This is a genomic window from Thiorhodococcus mannitoliphagus, from assembly GCF_010915725.1.
GTDB lineage: Bacteria > Pseudomonadota > Gammaproteobacteria > Chromatiales > Chromatiaceae > Thiorhodococcus > Thiorhodococcus mannitoliphagus.
Genome location: NZ_JAAIJR010000492.1, coordinates 1 through 368 on the forward strand (window position 1 = coordinate 1; position 368 = coordinate 368).

Annotated in this window: 1 protein-coding gene; it reads right to left on the reverse strand. The window is 66.8% G+C overall.

From position 1 onward, the window contains the following. The coding region (locus G3480_RS27485; RefSeq protein ID WP_206171958.1) for a DNA polymerase beta superfamily protein at positions 1-197 on the reverse strand (197 nt) is incomplete at its 3' end. Positions 198-368 lie beyond the last annotated feature (171 nt).

The window sequence follows — 368 nt, forward strand, 5'->3', positions numbered from 1 at the left end:
AGGTACCAGGGCAGGGCATGGACATAGAGGAAGCGCACGTCGTAGTCGCTGTCCGGGGAGGCGAAGCCCCAGCCGCGACTGCCCGATTCGCAGGCATAGAGCACCTGGACCCGGTGCTCGGCCTCGATGGCGCCGAGTTGGTCGAGGATCTTGGCGCGGATGGCGGGATCGATGGGATGCTCGCTGGTGGGCTCCATGGGGCGCTGTCTGCTCCTCAAACGGTGAGTCCCTCCAAGCCCCGAACGGTCACCGCTTGGATGGACGGTTGATCGCTCGCCTGAGCGCCCTGCTTGTGCCAGAGTCACTCCAGGCGCGGCCTGTCCGTTGACGCTCGCCCATCGCGAGACCCACCGGCCAGACGACCACAC